15 protein-coding genes, 2 tRNA genes and 1 pseudogene are annotated in these 20,118 nt (G+C 69.6%); 13 read left to right on the top strand and 5 right to left on the bottom strand.

Annotated elements, in window-relative coordinates:
* The first annotated feature begins 992 nt into the window (after positions 1–992).
* From dnaN to ACFYPA_RS15505, 8 genes are all read left to right on the top strand, one after another.
* A complete protein-coding gene (dnaN, locus tag ACFYPA_RS15540) occupies positions 993–2,123 on the top strand; it encodes a DNA polymerase III subunit beta (RefSeq protein WP_359082713.1) in 1,131 nt (376 codons plus the stop codon).
* Positions 2,124–2,269: 146 nt separating this feature from the next.
* A complete protein-coding gene (gene gnd / locus ACFYPA_RS15535) occupies positions 2,270–3,148 on the top strand; it encodes a phosphogluconate dehydrogenase (NAD(+)-dependent, decarboxylating) (RefSeq protein ID WP_359082579.1) in 879 nt (292 codons plus the stop codon).
* A gap of 97 nt (positions 3,149–3,245) precedes the next feature.
* The gene (gene recF, locus ACFYPA_RS15530; protein ID WP_359312899.1) at positions 3,246–4,376 is read left to right on the top strand and encodes a DNA replication/repair protein RecF; all 1,131 of its coding nucleotides are present in this window, start codon (positions 3,246–3,248) and stop codon (positions 4,374–4,376) included.
* Entirely contained in the window at positions 4,373–4,930 is a 558-nt protein-coding gene (locus ACFYPA_RS15525; protein ID WP_359082577.1) for a DciA family protein, read from the top strand. The genes recF and ACFYPA_RS15525 overlap by 4 nt, the downstream gene beginning before the upstream one ends.
* Before the next feature lie 403 nt (positions 4,931–5,333).
* Positions 5,334–7,421 (top strand): DNA topoisomerase (ATP-hydrolyzing) subunit B, encoded by a 2,088-nt coding sequence (gyrB, locus tag ACFYPA_RS15520; protein ID WP_359082576.1) that lies wholly within the window; start codon positions 5,334–5,336, stop codon positions 7,419–7,421.
* 46 nt (positions 7,422–7,467) lie between these two features.
* Complete coding sequence (gyrA, locus tag ACFYPA_RS15515; protein WP_359312897.1) at positions 7,468–10,128, top strand: DNA gyrase subunit A; 2,661 nt, start codon at positions 7,468–7,470, stop codon at positions 10,126–10,128.
* Between the two features lie 93 nt (positions 10,129–10,221).
* On the top strand, positions 10,222–10,833 hold the full coding sequence (locus ACFYPA_RS15510; RefSeq protein WP_359082574.1) for a DUF3566 domain-containing protein: 612 nt from the start codon (positions 10,222–10,224) through the stop codon (positions 10,831–10,833).
* A gap of 77 nt (positions 10,834–10,910) precedes the next feature.
* Positions 10,911–10,984, top strand: a tRNA-Ile gene (locus tag ACFYPA_RS15505).
* Positions 10,985–11,405: 421 nt separating this feature from the next.
* On the opposite strand, the gene ACFYPA_RS15500 is transcribed toward ACFYPA_RS15505, so the two are convergent.
* On the bottom strand, positions 11,406–11,780 hold the full coding sequence (locus ACFYPA_RS15500; protein ID WP_359082573.1) for a DUF6344 domain-containing protein: 375 nt from the start codon (positions 11,778–11,780) through the stop codon (positions 11,406–11,408).
* Positions 11,781–12,098: 318 nt separating this feature from the next.
* Between ACFYPA_RS15500 and ACFYPA_RS15495 the strand changes: the two genes are divergently transcribed.
* From ACFYPA_RS15495 to ACFYPA_RS15485, 3 genes are all read left to right on the top strand, one after another.
* The gene (locus tag ACFYPA_RS15495) at positions 12,099–12,233 is read left to right on the top strand and encodes a DLW-39 family protein (RefSeq protein WP_003958712.1); all 135 of its coding nucleotides are present in this window, start codon (positions 12,099–12,101) and stop codon (positions 12,231–12,233) included.
* Between the two features lie 193 nt (positions 12,234–12,426).
* On the top strand, positions 12,427–14,328 hold the full coding sequence (locus tag ACFYPA_RS15490; RefSeq protein WP_389132156.1) for a VWA domain-containing protein: 1,902 nt from the start codon (positions 12,427–12,429) through the stop codon (positions 14,326–14,328).
* The gene (locus tag ACFYPA_RS15485) at positions 14,328–15,665 is read left to right on the top strand and encodes a hypothetical protein (protein ID WP_389132123.1); all 1,338 of its coding nucleotides are present in this window, start codon (positions 14,328–14,330) and stop codon (positions 15,663–15,665) included. The genes ACFYPA_RS15490 and ACFYPA_RS15485 overlap by 1 nt, the downstream gene beginning before the upstream one ends.
* 12 nt (positions 15,666–15,677) lie before the next feature.
* Here the strand turns inward: ACFYPA_RS15485 and ACFYPA_RS15480 are convergent, their stop codons facing one another.
* Both ACFYPA_RS15480 and ACFYPA_RS15475 read right to left on the bottom strand, forming a co-directional pair.
* Positions 15,678–17,063, bottom strand: coding sequence for a serine/threonine-protein kinase (locus ACFYPA_RS15480; RefSeq protein WP_389132120.1), 1,386 nt, complete (start codon positions 17,061–17,063; stop codon positions 15,678–15,680).
* Positions 17,064–17,124: 61 nt separating this feature from the next.
* Positions 17,125–17,673 (bottom strand): DNA-binding protein, encoded by a 549-nt coding sequence (locus ACFYPA_RS15475; RefSeq protein ID WP_359082570.1) that lies wholly within the window; start codon positions 17,671–17,673, stop codon positions 17,125–17,127.
* Positions 17,674–17,843: 170 nt separating this feature from the next.
* Here ACFYPA_RS15475 and ACFYPA_RS15470 point away from each other — a divergent pair.
* Positions 17,844–17,916, top strand: a tRNA-Ala gene (locus ACFYPA_RS15470).
* A gap of 117 nt (positions 17,917–18,033) precedes the next feature.
* On the opposite strand, the pseudogene ACFYPA_RS15465 reads toward ACFYPA_RS15470, so the two are convergent.
* Both ACFYPA_RS15465 and ACFYPA_RS15460 read right to left on the bottom strand, forming a co-directional pair.
* Positions 18,034–18,246 (bottom strand): annotated as a pseudogene (locus ACFYPA_RS15465) (hypothetical protein); the annotation flags it as partial.
* Positions 18,247–18,267: 21 nt separating this feature from the next.
* A complete protein-coding gene (locus ACFYPA_RS15460; protein ID WP_359312890.1) occupies positions 18,268–18,678 on the bottom strand; it encodes an organic hydroperoxide resistance protein in 411 nt (136 codons plus the stop codon).
* 144 nt (positions 18,679–18,822) lie between these two features.
* Between ACFYPA_RS15460 and ACFYPA_RS15455 the strand changes: the two genes are divergently transcribed.
* Positions 18,823–19,737: an AraC family transcriptional regulator gene (locus ACFYPA_RS15455; protein ID WP_389132117.1), complete on the top strand. Its 915-nt coding sequence runs from the start codon at positions 18,823–18,825 to the stop codon at positions 19,735–19,737.
* Positions 19,738–20,118 lie beyond the last annotated feature (381 nt).

Here is a 20,118-nt window from a genome sequence, read left to right as displayed (position 1 = left end):
CCCCGCCCACCACACCAACCACCCCACACACCCCCGGCGCCCCCCCCCCCCCCCCGCCCCCCCCCGGGCCCCCCCGGGGGGGGGGGGGGCCGCCGCGGGCGCCCCCCCCCCCCCCTTCTCCGTTCCCCGTGGAGGGCCCGGCAACCCCTTGCGCGGCGTTCGGAGAGGCGTTCACCCGCCGCCGTGGCGACCAGGACGAGCGCGTGCGACCGGCCGCGCTGTTCGAATACGCGCGAGGACACGGCTGTTCTCCACAGATCTGGGAAGAATTTTCCCTCCACAGCCTGGGGATCCAAAAGTTGTCCATACTGCATCCACAGGCGCGACAGCCGATACTCCATCAGGCCAGCTCAGAGGCCTGGGGATTTGTGGTCAACAATGATCCACAGCCTGTGGACAAGTTTTTCGTCCACAGGGGCCGATCCGCGTTGTCCACCGTCGGCCCACAGGCAGGGGGCTGTTTTCCCCAGATCGGGAGGGCTTCTCCACACCGCTGTCCACTGTTCGGCAACGTGACACCCGCTTTCACCGCCCCGAGTGAAAGCCGTCACACCGAGAGGGTCGGTTGGGCTGTGGGGAACGTGGGTAAAGCTGGGGACAGTCCTGGGGAGAAACCCCCCTGCCCTGTGTATCGGGTGTGCACAACTTTCGGGTGTCCACAGAAACACCAAGTTGTCCACCGGTGCCACCCACAGGGTCGGTGGACAAAAAACCGGGTCTGACCTGCGAAAACGACGTTATCCACCGTTTCCACAGGCCCTACTACTACTGCCACCTATAGTTAGCCCGGAATCCGCTTCGAAGTGGGGCCTGTGCACAACTCGGCGCCGGAGCTCCCCGGACCTCTCGTCGCGACTTGACCCCGAGCAGCACCGAGTGTCGGTGCCGTACGTCAGACTGGTCCCGGCGTCCTCCCCCCGGCATCGGTGGAGCGACCCGACCAGACGACGAAGGCCAGCAGGGCGAGCGAGCAACAGCAGGAGGCGGTTCCGGTGAAGATCCGGGTGGAGCGCGATGTACTCGCGGAGGCTGTGGCCTGGGTGGCCCGTAGCCTCCCGGCCCGTCCGCCGGCGCCCGTTCTCGCGGGCCTTCTGCTGAAGGCCGAGGACGGTGCCCTCAGCTTCTCGAGCTTCGACTACGAGGTCTCGGCCCGGGTCTCGGTGGACGCCGAGATCGAGGAGGACGGCACGGTGCTCGTCTCCGGCCGGCTGCTCGCCGACATCTGCCGCGCCCTGCCCAACCGGCCGGTGGAGATTTCCACAGACGGTGTACGGGCGACGGTGTCCTGCGGCTCCTCGCGGTTCACACTCCACACCCTTCCTGTGGAGGAGTACCCCGCGCTTCCGCAGATGCCGACCGCGACCGGCACCGTCCCCGGTGAGGTCTTCGCCTCGGCGGCCGCTCAGGTCGCCATCGCCGCCGGCCGCGACGACACGCTGCCCGTGCTGACCGGTGTGCGCATCGAGATCGAGGGCGACACCGTCACCCTCGCCTCCACCGACCGCTACCGCTTCGCGGTCCGCGAGTTCCTCTGGAAGCCGGAGAACGCCGACGCCTCGGCCGTCGCGCTGGTGCCCGCCAAGACGCTGCTGGACACCGCCAAGGCGCTGACGAGCGGTGACACCGTGACGCTCGCCCTGTCGGGCTCCGGCGCCGGGGAAGGGCTCATCGGCTTCGAGGGCGCGGGCCGGCGGACGACGACCCGGCTGCTCGAAGGCGACCTGCCGAAGTACCGCACGCTGTTCCCCACCGAGTTCAACTCGGTCGCCGTCATCGAGACCGCCCCGTTCGTCGAGGCCGTCAAGCGCGTGGCCCTGGTGGCCGAGCGGAACACCCCGGTGCGGCTCAGCTTCGAGCAGGGCGTCCTGATCCTCGAAGCGGGTTCGAGCGACGACGCACAGGCTGTGGAGCGCGTCGACTCCGTGCTGGAGGGCGACGACATCTCGATCGCCTTCAACCCGACCTTCCTGCTGGACGGCCTGAGCGCCATCGACTCGCCGGTCGCCCAGCTCTCCTTCACGACGTCCACCAAGCCCGCGCTGCTCAGCGGTCGGCCCGCCGTGGACGCCGAGGCGGACGACGCGTACAAGTACCTGATCATGCCGGTCCGCCTCTCCGGCTGATCCGGTCACCGGTCCTGCCGACGCTCGAGGAAGCGCGGCAGGACCCGACGGGCACGTTCAGCGCCGAGCATGCCCGGCGTCCTGTCCCCTGCCGGGCGTAGGCTCGGTCCTGGGTACGAATCGGCACAACGCTTAAGGAATCTCTGATGGAGATCGGTCTCGTCGGCCTCGGCAAGATGGGCGGCAACATGCGCGAGCGCATCCGCCGCGCTGGCCACACCGTCATCGGTTACGACCGCAACCCGGACGTCGCCGATGTCCACAGCCTCGAAGAGCTTGTGGGCAAGCTGAAGGGCCCGCGCGTCGTGTGGGTCATGGTCCCGGCCGGTGCCGCGACCCAGTCCACGGTCGACGAGCTGTCCGAACTGCTCTCGCCCGGCGACGTCGTCGTGGACGGCGGGAACTCCCGCTGGACGGACGACGAGAAGCACGCGGTCGAGCTGGGCATCAAGGGCATCGGCTTCGTCGACTGCGGAGTCTCCGGCGGCGTCTGGGGCCTGGAGAACGGCTACGCGCTGATGTACGGCGGCGACGCCGAGAACGTCGCGAAGGTCCAGCCGGTCTTCGACGCCCTGAAGCCCGAGGGCGAGTTCGGTTCCGTCCACGCGGGCAAGGTCGGCGCCGGCCACTTCGCGAAGATGGTTCACAACGGCATCGAGTACGCCATGATGCAGGCCTACGCCGAGGGCTGGGAGCTGCTGGAGAAGGTCGACTCCGTCACCGACGTGCGCGAGGTCTTCCGTTCCTGGCAGGAGGGCACGGTCATCCGTTCCTGGCTGCTCGACCTGGCGGTCAACGCGCTGGACGACGACGAGCACCTGGACCAGCTCCGTGGCTTCGCCGCGGACTCCGGTGAGGGCCGCTGGACCGTGGAGGCGGCGATCGACAACGCCGTGCCGCTGCCCGCGATCACCGCGTCGCTCTTCGCGCGCTTCGCGTCGCGCCAGGACGACTCCCCGCAGATGAAGATGATCGCCGCGCTGCGCAACCAGTTCGGTGGCCACGCGGTCGAGAACAAGAAGTAGCGGTCGGGAACACGAAGTAACCGCGACGTGGTGCGGGCCTGACCGGACGGTCCGTCCCGCACCACGGAGCAGGAAGCCGGGAAGGTCGGCGTACACCATGCACGTCACGCATCTGTCGCTGGCCGACTTCCGCTCGTACGCCCGGGTCGAGGTGCCTCTCGACCCGGGCGTCACCGCGTTCGTGGGGGCCAACGGCCAGGGCAAGACGAATCTCGTCGAGGCCGTCGGTTACCTCGCGACGCTCAACAGCCACCGCGTCTCCTCGGACGCCCCCCTGGTGCGCATGGGCGCCGACCGGGCCGTCATCAGAGCCGCCGTCACCCAGGGCGAGCGGTCCCAACTGGTCGAGCTGGAGCTGAATCCGGGCAAGGCCAACCGAGCCAGGATCAACAGATCGTCGCAGGTCAGGCCTCGTGACGTCCTGGGGATAGTGCGTACGGTGCTGTTCGCCCCGGAGGACCTGGCGCTGGTCAAGGGAGACCCCGGCGAGCGTCGGCGGTTCCTCGACGAGCTGGTCACGGCGCGCTCGCCGCGGATGGCCGGGGTGCGTTCCGACTACGAGCGGGTGCTGAAACAGCGCAACACGCTGCTGAAGTCCGCGGCGATGGCGCGCCGGCACGGCGGGCGTTCCATGGACCTGTCGACGCTCGATGTGTGGGACCAGCATCTGGGCCGGGTGGGCGCCGAGCTGCTGGCACAGCGGCTGGACCTGATCGCGACGCTTCAGCCCCTGGCCGACAAGGCGTACGCGGACGTGGCGCCGGGCGGCGGGCCGGTGACGCTGGAGTACCGGAGCTCGGTGGGCCCGGATGTGGAGCCCGCGCGCACGCGCGAGGAGCTGTACGCGCAGCTGATCGCCGCCCTCGCCGAGGTACGCAAGCAGGAGATCGAGCGGGGTGTGACGCTGGTCGGCCCGCACCGCGACGACCTGGTCCTCGGTCTGCGCGGAATGCCGGCCAAGGGGTACGCGAGCCATGGGGAGTCCTGGTCGTACGCGCTGGCCCTGCGGCTGGCCTCGTACGATCTGCTGCGCTCCGAGGGGAACGAGCCGGTGCTGGTGCTGGACGACGTCTTCGCCGAGCTCGACGCACGGCGCCGGGAGCGGCTGGCCGAGCTGGTGGCCCCCGGTGAGCAGGTGCTGGTGACGGCCGCGGTGGACGACGACGTCCCCGGAGTGCTCGCGGGGACGCGGTACGCGGTGTCGGCCGGCGAGGTGGAGCGGCTGTGAGCGGCGGGGACGGCAAGGACCCGGCCGGGGATCCGGCGAGGCAGCCCGAGCCCTCGGGGGTCGACCTGGCGCGGGTGGCCCTGCGCGCGGCGAAGGAGCAGGCGAAGGCGCGGGGTGCGGCCGCACAGCAGAAGAAGCAGGCGCGGAGGGGCGGCGGGCTGCGCTCCGGGGCGCGCGCGGACGGCAGGGACCCGTTGCCGCTGGGGGCCGCGATCAACCGTCTGATCACCGAGCGGGGCTGGGAGACGCCGGCCGCGGTGGGCGGTGTGATGGGCCGCTGGCCGCAGATCGTGGGTGACGATCTGGCCAATCACTGTGTGCCGTTGCGCTACGACGAGGACCCCGACGAGCGGGTGCTGACGGTGCAGTGCGACTCCACGGCATGGGCGACGCAGCTGAGGCTCCTGGCCCCGCAGCTCGTGGCCCGGCTGAACGCGGATCTGGGGCACGGCACGGTCCGGTTGATCAAGGTGATGGGGCCGGGCGGCCCGCCCCGCCGCTACGGGCCGCTGCGGGCGCCGGGGAGCACCGGCCCGGGCGACACCTACGGCTGACCTGCTCCGACCTGGCCTTTTCCTCCTGCCGTACGACGGTCCCGGCGCTGCGCGCGAGGGGCCCGGGCAGCGGTGTGCCCCTGTTGTCGCCGATGACCGCGGTACCCGTGTTGTGGGGGTGTGCGGGGGTTGAAACCGTACGGCGGGGAGTACGCGTCCCTCACCGTAGTGGGAGGCTGACAGGCCGAAGCGCTCAACGCCCGTGTGAGCCTCTTGAGGCCCCTTCCTGGATATGGGGAGTCGTCAGGCGCTCATTCAGGGCGGCACATGCGGACTCAGGTACCCGCAAACCCCCATTCGGGTCGGCGCTACCGGTAGACTGGTGGACAATCCCGCGTCCCTGCGGGATTCGTCGATACAAGCCGAACGACGCAGCCGCTCCCGCCTGCCCGGAGAACGGCCTGTGCTGTGCCAGAAAGGGCGCTTCGTGGCCGATTCCGGCAACCCCAACGAGAACATTCCGTCCACCCCCGGTGAGAGCAGCGTCGCTCCCGCCTCGGGCGAGGTGAAAGCCTCGTACGACGCCAGCGCGATCACCGTGCTCGAGGGTCTGGACGCGGTCCGCAAGCGACCTGGCATGTACATCGGCTCGACCGGTGAGCGCGGTCTCCATCACCTCGTCCAAGAGGTCGTCGACAACTCGGTCGACGAGGCCATGGCCGGGCACGCGGACACCATCGACGTCACGATCCTCGCCGACGGCGGGGTGCGCGTGATCGACAACGGCCGCGGTATCCCGGTCGGCATCGTGCCGTCCGAGGGCAAGCCGGCCGTCGAGGTCGTCCTCACCGTCCTGCACGCGGGCGGAAAGTTCGGCGGCGGCGGTTACGCCGTCTCCGGTGGTCTGCACGGCGTCGGTGTGTCCGTCGTCAACGCCCTGTCCACCCGGGTCGCCGTCGAGGTCAGGACGGACGGCTACCGCTGGACCCAGGACTACAAGTTCGGCGTCCCGACCGCCCCGCTGGCCCGCAACGAGGCCACCGACGAGACGGGCACGACCGTCACCTTCTGGGCCGACGGCGACATCTTCGAGACGACCGAGTACTCCTTCGAGACGCTCTCGCGCCGCTTCCAGGAGATGGCCTTCCTCAACAAGGGCCTCACCCTCAAGCTCACGGACGAGCGGGAGTCGGCGAAGGCGACCGCGGGCGCGGACAGCGCCGAGGCGGTCGACGTTCCCGAGGAGGAGCCGGCCCGGACGGTCACGTACCACTACGAAAACGGCATCGTCGACTTCGTGAAGTACCTGAACTCCCGCAAGGGCGACGTCATCCACCAGTCGGTGATCGACATCGAGGCCGAGGACAAGGACCGTCTCCTCTCGGCCGAGATCGCCATGCAGTGGAACACGCAGTACAGCGAGGGTGTCTACTCCTTCGCCAACGCGATCCACACGCACGAGGGCGGTACGCACGAGGAGGGCTTCCGTGCGGCGCTGACCTCGCTGGTCAACCGGTACGCGCGCGACAAGAAGCTGCTGCGCGAGAAGGACGACAACCTCACCGGTGAGGACGTCCGCGAGGGTCTGACGGCCATCATCTCGGTGAAGCTCGGCGAGCCGCAGTTCGAGGGCCAGACGAAGACCAAGCTGGGCAACACGGAGGCCAAGACCTTCGTGCAGAAGGTCGTCCACGAGCAGCTGACCGACTGGTTCGACCGGAACCCGAACGAGGCCGCCGACATCATCCGCAAGGGCATCGCCGCCTCGACCGCCCGCGTGGCGGCCCGTAAGGCGCGTGACCTGACCCGTCGCAAGGGGCTCCTGGAGAGCGCCTCGCTGCCGGGCAAGCTGAGCGACTGCCAGTCCAACGATCCGACGAAGTGCGAGATCTTCATCGTCGAGGGTGACTCCGCCGGTGGTTCTGCGAAGTCCGGCCGTAACCCGATGTACCAGGCCATCCTGCCGATCCGCGGCAAGATCCTGAACGTCGAGAAGGCCCGGATCGACAAGATCCTGCAGAACACCGAGGTCCAGGCCCTGATCTCGGCCTTCGGCACCGGGGTCCACGAGGACTTCGACATCGAGAAGCTCCGCTATCACAAGATCATTCTGATGGCGGACGCCGACGTCGACGGCCAGCACATCAACACCCTGCTGCTCACGTTCCTCTTCCGCTTCATGCGACCGCTGGTCGAGGCCGGGCACGTCTACCTCTCGCGCCCGCCGCTCTACAAGATCAAGTGGGGCCGGGACGACTTCGAGTACGCGTACTCGGACCGCGAGCGCGACGCCCTCGTGACCCTGGGCAAGCAGAACGGCAAGCGGATCAAGGAAGACTCGATCCAGCGCTTCAAGGGCCTCGGTGAGATGAACGCCGAGGAACTGCGTGTCACGACGATGGACGTCGACCACCGTGTCCTGGGCCAGGTCACGCTCGACGACGCGGCGCAGGCCGACGACCTGTTCTCGGTGCTGATGGGCGAGGACGTCGAGGCGCGGCGCTCGTTCATCCAGCGCAACGCCAAGGACGTCCGCTTCCTCGACATCTGAGTCGGCCCGTTAAGCAAGCCGCAGCGCGAAAGGACTTTGACCAGCAATGGCCGACGAGAACACCCCTGTCCCCGTGACGCCCGAAGAGGTTCCGCCCGTCGAGGGTGTGGGCATGCGTGTCGAGCCCGTGGGGCTCGAGACGGAGATGCAGCGCTCCTACCTCGACTACGCGATGTCCGTCATCGTGTCGCGCGCCCTGCCCGACGTGAGGGACGGCCTCAAGCCCGTCCACCGCCGGGTTCTGTACGCGATGTACGACGGCGGCTACCGGCCCGAGAAGGGCTTCTACAAGTGCGCCCGCGTCGTCGGTGACGTCATGGGTACGTACCACCCCCACGGCGACTCCTCGATCTACGACGCCCTGGTGCGCCTCGCGCAGCACTGGTCGATGCGCATGCCGCTGGTGGACTCCAACGGCAACTTCGGTTCCCCGGGCAACGACCCGGCCGCCGCCATGCGGTACACCGAGTGCAAGATGATGCCGCTGTCCATGGAGATGGTCCGGGACATCGACGAGGAGACCGTCGATTTCAAGGACAACTACGACGGCCGCAACCAGGAGCCGGTGGTTCTCCCGGCTCGCTTCCCGAACCTGCTGATCAACGGTTCGGCGGGCATCGCGGTCGGCATGGCGACCAACATCCCCCCGCACAACCTCCGCGAGGTCGCGGCCGGTGCGCAGTGGTACCTGGAGCACCCCGAGGCGTCGCCCGAGGAGCTCCTGGACGCACTGCTGGAGCGCATCAAGGGCCCGGACTTCCCGACGGGCGCGCTCGTCGTGGGCCGCAAGGGCATCGAGGAGGCGTACCGCACGGGCCGCGGCTCGATCACGATGCGCGCGGTCGTGGCGGTCGAGGAGATCCAGAACCGCCAGTGCCTGGTCGTGACGGAGCTCCCGTACCAGACCAACCCCGACAACCTCGCGCAGAAGATCGCCGACCTGGTCAAGGACGGCAAGGTCGGCGGCATCGCGGACGTCCGTGACGAGACCTCGTCGCGTACGGGTCAGCGCCTGGTCGTCGTGCTGAAGCGGGACGCGGTCGCCAAGGTCGTACTGAACAACCTGTACAAGCACACCGATCTGCAGACCAACTTCGGCGCCAACATGCTGGCGCTGGTGGACGGGGTGCCGCGCACCCTGTCGATCGACGCGTTCATCCGTCACTGGGTGACGCACCAGATCGAGGTCATCGTCCGGCGTACGAAGTTCCGGCTGCGCAAGGCCGAGGAGCGCGCGCACATCCTGCGCGGCCTGCTCAAGGCCCTGGACGCCATCGACGAGGTCATCGCCCTCATCCGGCGCAGCAACACCGTGGAGATCGCGCGCGAGGGCCTGATGGGCCTCCTGGAGATCGACGAGATCCAGGCGAACGCGATCCTGGAGATGCAGCTGCGCCGGCTGGCCGCGCTGGAGCACCAGAAGATCACCGCCGAGCACGACGAGCTCCAGGCGAAGATCAACGAGTACAACGCGATCCTCGCCTCGCCCGAGCGGCAGCGGCAGATCGTCAGCGAGGAGCTGGCGGCGATCGTCGACAAGTTCGGCGACGACCGGCGCTCCAAGCTGGTGCCCTTCGACGGTGACATGTCCATCGAGGACCTGATCGCCGAGGAGGACATCGTCGTCACGATCTCCCGCAGCGGTTACGTGAAGCGCACGAAGACGGACGACTACCGCTCGCAGAAGCGCGGCGGCAAGGGTGTGCGCGGCACGAAGCTCAGGGAAGACGACATCGTCGACCACTTCTTCGTGTCGACGACGCACCACTGGCTGCTGTTCTTCACCAACAAGGGCCGGGTCTACCGGGCTAAGGCCTACGAGCTCCCGGACGCCGGCCGTGACGCCCGCGGTCAGCACGTGGCGAACCTGCTGGCCTTCCAGCCGGACGAGCAGATCGCGCAGATCCTGGCGATCCGCGACTACGACGCCGCGCCGTATCTGATCCTGGCCACGAAGGGCGGTCTGGTGAAGAAGACCGCGCTGAAGGACTACGACTCGCCGCGTTCCGGTGGCGTCATCGCCATCAACCTGCGTGAGACGGCCGACGGCTCCGACGACGAGCTGATCGGTGCGGAGCTGGTGTCGTCCGAGGACGATCTGCTGCTCATCAGCAGGAAGGCCCAGTCGATCAGGTTCACTGCGACGGACGACGCGCTGCGCCCGATGGGCCGCGCCACTTCGGGTGTCAAGGGCATGAGTTTCCGCGAGGGAGACGAACTGCTCTCGATGAATGTCGTCAGGCCCGGTACTTTCGTGTTCACTGCCACTGACGGCGGGTACGCGAAGCGGACCCCCGTCGACGAGTACCGCGTCCAGGGTCGCGGCGGCCTGGGCATCAAGGCCGCCAAGATCGTGGAGGACCGGGGCTCGCTGGTCGGTGCGCTGGTGGTCGAGGAGACGGACGAGATCCTCGCCATCACGCTCGGCGGTGGTGTGATTCGTACGCGAGTCAATGAAGTCAGGGAGACGGGCCGTGACACCATGGGCGTCCAACTGATCAATCTGGGCAAGCGCGATGCCGTTGTCGGTATCGCTCGCAACGCCGAGGCAGGTCGCGAGGCCGAAGAGGTCGACGGGGTCGAGGACGCCGAAGGCGAGGCGGCCGAGGCGGTTTCGGCCGAGGCCACCACGGCCGACGCGGCTGCCGAGAGCACGGTCGACGGAGTCGAGGGCACCACGTCCTCGACCGGGGAGCACGAGGAGTAGAGCGTGAGTGGAGCCACGGGCGCAGGTTCGGCCGCTTCCGGAGCCGGCGGCAACGGCGCCCGTGGCCCTGCCACGGACTCCCAAGGGGGCACTGTGACGGATACCCGGGGCCCTCAGCCCCAGTACGAGGGTTACGCGACCGGGCCGTTGCCCGGTGAGCGGGAACCCGCACCGGGCCAGGCGGGCCCGTACCACCCGCCGCAGGCCTACCCCTCGCCTCCGGGCGGGACCCAGGGTGGCGGGCGGTCCTACGGAGGCCAGCAGGGCGCCGTGCCGGGCGCGGGGACGGCCCAGGCGGCCCGCAGACCGCGGACGGGGGCGCGGACGACTCCGCGTACCCGTAAGGCGCGTCTGCGCGTTGCCAAGGCGGACCCGTGGTCGGTGATGAAGGTCAGCTTCCTGCTGTCCATCGCGCTCGGCATCTGCACGGTGGTCGCGTCGGCGGTGCTGTGGATGGTCATGGACGCGATGGGCGTCTTCGAGACCGTCGGCGGCACGATCAGCGAGGCGACCGGCTCGAACGAGGGCAACGGCTTCGACCTGCAGTCGTTCCTCTCGCTGCCGCGGGTGCTGATCTTCACCTCGGTCATCGCGGTGATCGACGTGGTCCTGGCGACCGCGCTGGCGACGCTGGGTGCCTTCATCTACAACTTGTCGGCCGGCTTCGTGGGCGGTGTCGAGCTCACGCTGGCCGAGGACGAGTAGCGACGCAGGTATCGATTTTGGGACTGGCCCCGACGTGCGCTAATCTTCTTCACGTCAGCGCGACACAAAAGCGCGGCGGGGCTATAGCTCAGTTGGTTAGAGCGCATCCCTGATAAGGATGAGGCCACAGGTTCAAATCCTGTTAGCCCCACAGCAAGAAGCAGCGAAGTCGGAAGGCCGGTAGATCTCAGGATCTACCGGCCTTCCGCGTGTGTGCGGCCACGGGTCGCGTGTCGGTACGGGAGGCGCCTCCTCGGGGATCGCGGTGGGGGTGGCTCTGTGGGCCGGGGTTGTTCTCTCCGGCCGGCCTGGCGGTCTGTCTGCTTCCGTCGCTGATCGCCTTCCACCGCGCGGGACGGACCGCCGGCGGCTCGATCTGGGCGTCGACGTCCTCTTCGGTGGCGCGATGTTCCCGGGCTGGGTGGTGGCCCCTGTGCCCTGCGTGAGCCCTTGGGGCGTGAGGCCCGCCGCGACGTACGTTTCCTGCCCGGGCGGGCCGTCCCGTGGGCATGAAGAAGGCCCCTGCCGGGGAATCCCGGTCCAGGGGCCTCGCGGTGTCAGGCGCTGGGCGCTCAGGGTGGCAGGGGGACGCCGTCCCGGGCCTGTGCGTTGCCGAGGGTGGTGCGGGCTCCGTGCGTGGTGCGGGCGGTGTCGACGGTGTCGGGGGCGAGCGTCCGGGAGGCGGGCGAGGAGCCGTGCGCCTCGGCGCGGATGCGCTGCTTCATCGTGGGAGGCAGTGCCCGGTCACGCGGAAGGGTCCATCGCACCGACGGGGCGGCCGGAGTTGCGGCGGTCGCGGCCCTGTGTTCGTGGCTCGTGGCCGCCGGCTCCGTGACCGTGGCTTCCGTGGCCGCCGCTGCGGAGCTTGCGAGGCCCAGCGACGCGAGGAGTGCGAAGAACGCGGTGATGAAGGCGGTCCAGATGCTCTTGGCCTTGAAGGTGCTCATGGCCCCTCACTTTCAGGTGGTCCGGTTTGCTTACCTTCCTGATGATGTGGATCCGGCTCGCGATTTCGGGGACCGACGCCACCGATAGACCGTTCTTCAGATGAACACCACTCGTATGGTTCAACCGGCCCCGAGATGCTGTGTCCGGGAGGCGGTGCGGAGGGCTGCCGGCACCGTCCGCCGCCGATGCACAGTCCGGCGACGATCGCTCGTCCGCAGGCGCCAGTTGGGTTGCGGGGAGGTCACCGGTCGATATCGGCCGATGTGTATAGTCGGGCAGCAGAACTCCCCAATGCCAAGGAAAGACGAGGTAGCGCGGTGAAGAAGCTTCTCCTGGTCGCACTGGCCGCCATCGGCGGGCTCCTCGTGTACCGCCAGATCCAGGCGGATCGCGCCGAGCAGGATCTGTGGACGGAGGCGACTGACTCCGTGCCCGCAGGTTCGGGTGTGTGAGGCAGAACAAGCCTGTCGCGGGCCCCGGTCGCTGATGCGGCCGGGGCTTCGTGCTGTTGCGGGACCGTGACACCTGTGCCCTTGAGTTCCCTTAAGCAAATCAATAGGTTGCTTGAGCAAAGAACTTGGGGTTCGGGTCGAGGGGGCACGGGTGAAGGCACGCAGTCAGCACCGCACCGCGCGGGTGGGCGCAATGATCGGCGGAGCGCTGTTCGCCCTGGTGGCGGGCGCCCTGCCGGCCCTGGCGGACCCTCAGAGCGCTCCTGCCGTACCGGAGGCGGTCCGGTCCGGCGGAGGCGGCAGTCTGGTCATGGTCCTCGACTCGTCCGGCTCGATGGAGGACGACGACGGCACGGGGCGCACCAGGATGGAGAGCGCCCGCACGGCCGTGGGCACGGTCGTGGACGGCCTTCCCGACGGCTATCCGACCGGCCTGCGCGTGTACGGCGCCGATCACCCGCAGGGCTGCGCCGACACCAGGCTCGTACGCCCGGTGCGGAAGCTCGACCGGGCGGCGATGAAGCGGGCCGTGGCGTCCGTACGGCCCCGAGGGGACACCCCCATCGGTCTGTCGCTCCGGAAGGCGGCGCAGGACCTGCCGCGACCCGCGGGCGGTGCCATCGGTACGCGCACGATCCTGCTGATCTCCGACGGCGAGGACAACTGCGGTGCGCCGCAGCCCTGCGAGGTCGCCGAGCAGCTGGTGAAGGAGGGGATCGGGCTGCGGATCGACACCGTCGGTTTCCAGGTGAGGGGCGCGGCCCGCGAGCAGCTGGAATGTGTCGCGAACGCCGGCAACGGCCGCTACTACGACGCGCCGGACGCCAAGGCCCTGGCCCGTCAGCTGCAGAGGGCCGCCCAGCTCTCCGCCGACGGCTACCGCCTCCGGGGCGAGCGGGTGGCCGGCGCGGCCACCGCCGGCGGGGCGCCCGTGCTCGTACCCGGGCAGTACCTGGACACCATCGGGCCGGGCGAGAAGCGGTACTACGCGGTCGACCTGGACGCCGTGTCCACAGCGGACTTCGCGGCGACGGCGGTGCCGCAACCCGGCGCGGCCGTGGACACGTTCGACGCGCTGAGCACCCGGATCGAGTACGACGACCACGGTTCCTGCGGGACGGACACCGCGCGCTTCCTGCAGAAGGAGGGTGCGGTCCCGCTGACTTCGGCTGTCGCCCGCATCCGCTCGGAGGCGGGCACCCGCACCTGCGACCGGGCCGGCCGGTACCGCCTGGTGGTGGAGCGGGAGAGCAAGCGGGGCTCCGACGCGGCGCGTTGGCCCCTTGAGCTGCTGTACGGGGTGGAGGCACCGCTGGCCGAGGGCGTGACGCCCGCCCAGTCGCAGACGGAGTACGGCCCCGGCGGCAAGGAGGCCACGCTGCCGGCGGGCGATCCCCGCGACGTGCGCGGTGGCACGGGGTTCAACGACGCCGAGACGATCGGCCAGGGCGTGTGGCGCGACCGGATCCTGCCGTCGCAGACGCTCTGGTACCGGGTCCAGGCGGGCTGGGGCCAGCAGGTGCGCTACGACGTGGAGTTCGCGAACGAGCCCACGGTGGAGGGCTCCACGGGCACGTACTCCTACGGTGCGACCCAGCTCTACACGCCGGCGCGCCACCCGCTCACGGGGGGAGGCGAGTTCAACCCGCGCACGCTGTACAGCGGGCGTCCTTCCGCGGTGGCGATGGGCGGCGTTCCGGTCGCCTGGACCAATCGGTTCGAGGACCGGACCGATGTCCGGCCGGTGCACGCCGGGGGCGGCTTCTACATCGCGGTGACGCTGGGCGCGCAGGCCGCCGAGATCGCGGAGAACCCGCAGATCGGTGTGGTGCTGCGGGTGTCGGTGCTCGGCGACGCGCGGACCGGTCCGGAGCACGGCGCCCCCGTGGCCGAGGCAGGCGGGGCCGCTGGCCAGGAGGGGGACGAGGGGGGTGGTTCGATCGCGTCCGCAGACAGCGGTGGGGCGCACGGGGCAGGATGGACCGGCATCGCGGCTGCCGCCGGGGCTGCCGTCATGGCCGCGCTGGTCGCCGTGTTCGTATATGTACGCAGCCGCCGCGGGGCAGCCGCACGGACGACGAGGGGAAGCGCGTGATGAGGCAGCGCAGCAGGGGCCGGGTGGCGCTGGCCGCGGTCGCGGCGATGTGCGCGGTGGCGGCGCTGCCGGGACCGGCGTACGCGGACGGGGAGGCCGCTGCCTACACCTTCGACCCGGGCGCGAAGGCGGTGACGGGGACCGAGGTCAACACCGATGCGGCGGAGCTCGAAGCCGGTTGGGTCTACAGGAGCAAAATCAAGGCCGGCCAGAAGCTGTACTACCGCCTGAACCTGGACGCGACGACGAACGCGTACGTCTCCGCCGTCGCCGTGCCGGAGGGCGGCGGGAAGGTCGCCTACGGGGACGGCATCACCGTCAGCGTCCGGGACTCCTCGGACCTGCGGTGCAGCTCGGAGGACGCCCACTTCGAGTCGGCGGAGTACCCGCGTCCGATCGCCGCGTACGCCTACCGGGTCGTGGAGAAGGACAGCAGCACCTGTCAGGGCCCCGGTACGTACAACGTCCTCGTCGAGCGGGAGAGCAAGGCCACCTCGGGGCCGGAGGACTGGGACCTGGAGCTGCGGTACGCGTCGGAGCCGCAGCTCGCCGATGACGCCGCGATGCCGACCGGGGCGCCGGAGAACTGGCCGTCCACGTCGCCCGCGCCGCCCACGCCCGCCGGCGACAACCGCAGGCACGGCGGGACCGCCTACTACGACGCCACGAGCCTGGAGACCGGCGAGTGGAAGGACGAGATCGTGCCGGGGCAGACCCTCTTCTACCGGGTACCGGTGGACTGGGGGCAGCAGATCTTCGCCACGGCCGGCCTCGGCAACAGCACGGCCTCCGACGAGTTCGTCGGCAGCGCGCTCGCGATGTCCCTGGACAACCCGGCCCAGGGTCATGTCGACGACGTCTCGCCCCTGTCGTATTCGGGCAAGCCGGCCTCCGTCTCCCTGGACCCGGTGCCTCCGGTCGCGTACCGGAACAGGTTCGACTCGAGCAGCAGCGTCAGCGCCATGCGCTTCGCGGGCTGGTACTACCTGTCCGTCACGCTGAGCCCGGAGCTCGAGAAGGCGTACGGCGCCAAGCCGTTCCCGCTGACCCTGGCGGTCAAGGTCCGGGGCAAGGCCGAAGGGTCCCCGTACGCGGGTGACGCCGGGATCTTCGCCGTCACGGACCAGGACAAGGACCTGGCCAGGAGCGGTCGGAGCGGCCCGCAGGCGGCCGAGAGCGAGAGCGACACCATGAAGCTGGTCGGAGCGGCCGGGATCGGTGCGGGAGCCGTGCTGGTGCTCGCGCTGGGTGTGTGGACGCTGCTCGCGCGGCGCCGCGCCGCCGCCGCCCAGGCGGCCGGACAGCCCCCGTACGGAGGCCCGCCGCAGGCGTGGTGACGGGCCCTCCGCTCAGGCCTGGGTCAGCGCCCAGATGCCCACGGCGAAGCAGACCAGCGCCACCAGCAGCACCGGGATCGCCACCTTCGGGGGCGGTCCCGGACGCGTTCTCGGCCCGTTCGGGGTCGCCGCCGGGGCGGGCGAGGGCGCGTGGGGAGCCGCCACCGGGGCGTGCGGGTGCTGGGCGGTGTAGGCGCGGGTGAGCTGCTGTTCGTGCCGCACCGCGGAGGTGGGGGCCTGCGAGGGGTCCGGTACGGCTGCGGCGAACGGTGCCGTCGTGTGGGTCGCCGGGTGCGGGGTGAGGGGATGCGCGGGCTGGGGCGCGGGAGGGGCGGCGGTGTGCTGCGGGGGCGGCGGGAGGTGGAAGCTGCCCGTCTCCGACATGGCGGCCGGGGGCTGTGCGTACGGCTGCCGGCCCGTGTCCTGCGGTCCCGTCACCGGTTGCCCGGCGGGCTGGGCTGTCTGCGGGGTCTGCGGGGTCTGTGGGGGCTGCGGGGTCTGTGGGGGCTGCGGGGTCTGTACGGGCCCGGTGGGGCCGAATCCGGCCGGCAGCGGGCCGATCTGGTCGAAGACCTCGACCGGCTCGTCGGCGGGCCCCGGCTCGGGCAGCATCTCCACGGCGGCCGTCAGGGCCTTGCGCGCGCCCGTGGCCGTACGGAAACGGGCCTGCGGGTCCGGCTGCAGCAGGCCCGCGAGGACCTGCCACAGGGGCTCGGGGATGCCCTGCGGGGCGCTGGGCGTGCCGTACGAGGCGAAGTGCTCCACGAGCGCCTGGGAGTCGGGCTTCTGACCCTGGAGCAGATACAGGGCGACGAGCCCGACCGCGAAGAGGTCCGCGGGGAAGTCCGGCTCGGCGCCCATCATCTGCTCAGGGGCGAAGTAACCCGGCGTCCCCACCACGTAGTTCGTCTCGGTGAGGCGGGGCTCGCCCTTGCGCATGGAGATCCCGAAGTCGGACAGCCGCAGATGCGGCCGGCCCGTGCCGTTGGCCTCCATCAGGATGTTGGCGGGCTTGATGTCCCGGTGCACGACCCCCTCGGCGTGCACCGTCGAAAGACCCGACAGCAGCTGATCGAGCAGCGTGCAGACGAACCGTGGGGGCAACGGACCGTAGTCACCGATGACATGGGCCAGCGAACCGCCGCTGACCAGGTCCATGGTGAACAGGACCTTGTCGTCGTCCGCCGCCCAGCTCGCCGGAGCGAGGACATGGGGGTGTTCGATGCGCAGCGCCTGCTCGCGGACGAAGCGCAGCAGCGTGTGCGCGTCGCTCTGCTGGAGGACCTTGGCCGCCACGTAGCGGCGGCGCCGGTGATCCCAGGCACGCCAGACAGCACCGACCCCACCGCGTCCGATCGGATCGATCAGTTCGTACCGACCAGCGAAGACCTCACCCATTGCGCTGCGCCCGCTCCCGTTCCCGTCTTGGCCCGTGCGTGTCTCTGTGCCTGCGCCCGGTCTAGTTCTGGTGGCCCTCGTAGTGCGCCACCGCGTCCGCGGTGCGCCCGGCGCCGTACACCCTGAGGAACTCTGCCAGTTCCGGGTGGGCCGGGGCGAGGGAGTCGGCGGCATCGATGATCTCACCGGCCGCGGCGACGGACCGCAGCAAGGACTGGATCTCACGCACCACTCGGCGCACGGTGGGGGCACCGCCGGTCGTCGTGGTCTGTCCGGTGCCGGTGAGCACGGAGCCTCCCTGGGACTTCTTGATCTCTTCCATGCGGTCCGTCGCCTCTCCCGCGCTGACGCTGCCGTCGGCCACCTGACTGGCCAGTTCCTGGAGCGCCTGGACACGCTGGACGACCGCGGGGTTGCCGATCTTCGCCCGTTGGCCGCTCATGAGCTGGGAGAGCATGGGAGCGGACAGCCCGAGTACCGCGGCGAGCCGGGCCTGGTTCAGCCCGAGGTCATCTATCAGCCGTCGGAAGAGCGCGCCGAGCGGCTCCCCGTACCAGCTGCGCTGAAGGTCTCTGGCTCTGGCCGTGGCCTCTTGCTGCGCTGCATCCATGGCGTCTCCCCTTCGCTGCGGCTTCGCTGCTGCGAACCTCGACGTGCATCTTACGGAGAGTGGTTGCCGACCGGGAGTCCCTATCTTTTTGGAGGATTCAGGGGGTCACCCGGTACTCTGGTCTGCGGCGGTGACCCACGACGCCGAGCGTCGGGGGCTGCCCGCTTTTCGGGGCCTTAGCTCAGTTGGTAGAGCGCTGCCTTTGCAAGGCAGATGTCAGGAGTTCGAATCTCCTAGGCTCCACGGCACGAGACCCCTCTGAACTGCGAAAACGCAGCCAGAGGGGTCTTTTTGTTCCGATTTTCGGTGTTGACGTGTCAAGGCCTGGGCCAGCCCCCGTCTTCGTCGTCGCGGTGCGCCGAGTGCGACGAGGCGGCGCTTCGCGTCCAGGGCGGCGGCGCAGCCGGAACCCGCGGCGGTGATGGCCTGCCGGTAGGCGTGGTCCGCGACGCCGCCTGCGCCGACGATGCTCGGCAGGCTCGTACGGGTGGAGGGGAATCGGCGGTGCGGTAAGGCTTCGGGCGCCGTGATGTGTTGCCACGCATCGACCCGGACCACCGTGTCGCCGTCCAGGTGGCTTTCAGCGATGGGCGGTTACTCGGCGAGCAGTGCGACCGGGATGTTGCCGCGCGTGGCGTTGGAGTACGGGCACACCTGATGGGTGGCCTCGATGAGTTCGCGACCTGCTTCCCGGGACAGGCTGTCCGGCAGCTTCGTCCGCAGGCTGACGTCCAGCTGGAAGCCGCCCTGCCCGTTGGGGACGAGGCCGACTTCGGCGGTGACCGACATGCCCGCGACGTCGATCTTCTTTTTCTGCGCCACCAGTTGCATGGAGGTGGCGAAACAGGCGGCGTAGCCCGCCGCGAAGAGTTGCTCGGGGTTGGTGCCGTCGCCGGTGCCGCCCAACTCTTTCTGGAGGGTCAGCTCGACGTCCAACTTGCCGTCCGAACTGAAGGCGCGGCCGTCGCGGCCGGTGGCGGTCGCGACGGCGGTGTACAGGCTCATGTCCTGCCCTTCTGGTGGTGGACCCATCGGTCATGTGGCTGGCGCCCTCAGCCTATGGAGGTCAGGAGGCGCTCCCCATGGCTCACCGTCTTCGTTTCCTGTCTGATCGTCTCGCGTGTAGCGGGCTCGCGATACGGTCTGGCAATGGACGTGCTCAGCGATGCGATCGGCGTCATGCGTACGGGGCGCCCGCATTCCACTGAAATCCGCAAGCACGCTCCGTGGGGAGTGCGGTCCGAGCCGTTCTCCGGGGCCGGCTTCCATGTGGTGCTGGAAGGGACATGCTGGCTGATCCCGCCGACGGGCGCCGCGATCGCCCTGCGCGTGGGCGATGTGGTGTGCCTTCCGCACGGCTGCGGGCACGCTCTGGCCGATAGCCCGTCGACGTCCCTGACCGGCGCACACTCGGCCTCCCTGCGGGAGATGGCGCCCAGTGCCGACGACGGCGCGGGGGCTACGACGGTCCTGCTGTGCGGCGCGTACACGCTCGACCGGACCCGGCCGCACCCACTGTTCGAAGAGCTGCCCGAAGTCATCCACCTTCCGTCACGTCTCGGCCACCGGACACCGCTGCATGTTGCCGTCAACCTGCTCGGCGACGAGATCGCCAACCCCGACCACGGAACCGAAGCGGTCGTATCGGCCGTGCTGGACATCATGCTGCTGTACATCCTGCGGGCATGGCTCGACGAGCAGGCCGACGACGGTCTGGCCACCGGGTGGGCCGCGACGCTGCGCGATCCGGCAATCAGCGCAGCACTGCGCCATATCCACCAGGAACCCGCCGGGCCGTGGACGGTCGAAGCGCTGGGCGCGAAAGCCGGACTTTCGCGCGCGGCCTTCTCCCGCCGGTTCACCTCGCTGGTCGGCAAACCGCCGCTGGGCTACCTGACCTGGTGGCGGATGACGCTGGCGGCGCGACTGCTGAGCGACAGCGACAAGCCCTTACAGACTGTCGCGCAGTCCACCGGATACGCCTCCGAGTTCGCCTTCGCCAAAGCCTTCAAACGAGAGTACGGTCTGGCCCCCGGTCGGTACCGCCAGCAGTCGCGGAGGTAGTCCGGTCAGCGCGCCGTGGCGACAACGGCCCCTGTCGGAAGCCATCCTGATCTACCGCTGACCGCTCGAAGTCCGTCATCGATCGACGCCGGTCTCCCCGGATTCGTTTCTCTCTGCTACGTCGCCACTGGAATCGCGGTGCTGCTCCGCGACTACCGGGGGTCTCCACGCCACGGCCGCAATGAGGAGGCCATCGCCCGGTTCGCTGGGACCTTGGGGCCGAGGCGGACGAGTTGGTAGTAGCCGTTCGTTGAACGCGTTGATGGCGGGTTGCCTGGCCGTGCTGCCGGGAGTGCTCCTGGCGTCGATCACGGAAACCAGGTACCGCATCTGAAGATCATCTCCTGTGGTGTGGACAGAACAGCGTCGTTCGGTGGTCGG

It is taken from the genome of Streptomyces sp. NPDC005775 (genome assembly GCF_042871565.1).
GTDB lineage: Bacteria > Actinomycetota > Actinomycetes > Streptomycetales > Streptomycetaceae > Streptomyces.
The sequence above is the reverse complement of the archived record's forward strand: the minus strand, read 5'-3'. Positions and strand labels throughout refer to the sequence as shown.